This window comes from Bradyrhizobium erythrophlei (genome assembly GCF_042430365.1).
In the GTDB taxonomy this organism is placed as follows: domain Bacteria; phylum Pseudomonadota; class Alphaproteobacteria; order Rhizobiales; family Xanthobacteraceae; genus Bradyrhizobium; species Bradyrhizobium erythrophlei.
The window spans coordinates 1-1,783 of record NZ_JBHMET010000112.1; the positions used below are offsets into that span (position 1 = coordinate 1).

At 59.6% G+C, this 1,783-nt stretch carries 1 protein-coding gene; it reads left to right on the forward strand.

The window, feature by feature from the left end:
• The first annotated feature begins 114 nt into the window (after positions 1 to 114).
• Entirely contained in the window at positions 115 to 1,665 is a 1,551-nt protein-coding gene (locus ACFFWD_RS17965) for a winged helix-turn-helix domain-containing tetratricopeptide repeat protein (protein WP_376967434.1), read from the forward strand.
• Positions 1,666 to 1,783: the final 118 nt, after the last annotated feature.

The following is a 1,783-nucleotide window of genomic DNA, read 5'->3' on the forward strand; positions in this document are numbered from 1 at the left end:
TAATTGAAAGCTTGACCGGCCGCTTACATTTTCCTCACCGGCAGCTTATTCTTGCGATGTCCAGCGAGGCCAAAGCCCGGTTGTCGGGGGCTCTCGTCCAAGGGGATTCGGATCTTGCGCTATCTCTTCGAGGAGTACGCATTCGACACCGACCGGCGCGAGCTGCATCGCGGGGCGCACGTCGTCACCGTCGCGCCGCAGGTATTCGATCTGCTTGATTATCTGATCCGAAACAGGGAGCGCGTCGTCAGTAAAGACGACCTCATAAAAGCGGTTTGGAATGGGCGCAGCGTTTCGGATGCAGCACTGACGACCCGGCTGAATGTCGCCCGAAGCGCAATCGGCGATTCCGGGGAGGACCAGCGCCTGATCAAGACGCTACCGCGCAAGGGATTCCGTTTCGTCGGACAGGTGCGGGAGGCGCGAGAAGCTGCCGGCCCAAATACCGGCGATGCGCCCGAGAGCGCTCTTACGCTTCCCGACAAGCCCTCCATCGCCGTGCTGCCGTTCGAGAACATGAGCGGCGATCCCGAGCAGGAGTATTTTGCCGATGGGATGGTCGAAGAGATCATCACGGCGCTGTCGCGGTTCAAATGGCTGTTCGTGATCGCTCGTAATTCAAGCTTTACGTTCAAAGGCAAAGTCGTCGATGTCAAGGAAGTCGGACGCAGGCTTGGTGTGCGCTATGTCCTGGAAGGGTCCGTACGCAAGGCGTCGGGGAAAGTTCGCATCACCGGACAGTTGATCGATGCCGTCACAGGCGCGCATATCTGGGCGGACAGGTTCGAGCGTGACTTGACCGACATTTTCGCCCTGCAGGACGAAGTCACGGTCGCTGTGGTCTCAGCCATTCAGCCAAAACTGCTTCAAACAGAAATTGCAATGGCCACGCGGCGGCGACGGGAGAACCTCAGCGCGTATGATTTTTCTCTCCGCGCGAGGCAGCAGTTTTACCTAACGACCCGCGAACGGTTGGCGGAGGCGATAAGGCTGGCTCACCGCGCCTTGGAGCTTGACCCTCGGTTCGGCTTTGTCGCTGCGCTGGCAGGCAACTGTCACATGCTCAACGTCGTTTTGGGCTACGCTATGGATCCTCAATTCGAGCGCAAGGAAGCTATTCGGCTTTGTCGCTTGGCATTGAGTATCGACGATGGTGATCCGGACACATTGGCAACGGCTGCCATCACCTCGGCGTTCATGGTCGGCGATAGTGAAAGTGAGATCGAAATGGCCGACCGGGCGGTCGCGCTCAATCCAAATTCATTCGGCGCATGGAACAGCAGAGGCCAAGTCTATAGAATTGCGGGGCTGCCGGAGGAAGCGGTCCGGAGCTTTGAACGCGCCATGCGCATGAGCCCGGTAGACCCGCGGCTGCACCTGATGTTTGCGGCGATGGGGACGGCGTTGATCGAGCTTGGTCGCTTTGACGAGGCCATCGCCGCAGGGAATAAAGCCCTTCGTCAGGACCCGTCCTACTCACCAGCTCACCGCTGTCTCGCGTCCGCTTTCGCTCATCTCGGGCGAGATGCTAAGGCGCGTGAGGCGGCGGCGCGTGTGCTTGAGGTCGATCCCGCCTTTACGATATCTGCGTGGATCGCTCGGGGCGGGCTGTCAAATGCGAAGCTGCTGATTGAGGGCCTTCGGAACGCAGGGTTGCCGGAATAGAGCCGCGCTCGCTTGTGCAGACGAGGTGAACGAGCGCGAGGCGCAATGTCTGCAATTGGGCCCTAAGCGGATATCAGGGAACTCCCCGGAAGCGGACGCATTGTCGATTGCAGGGGAC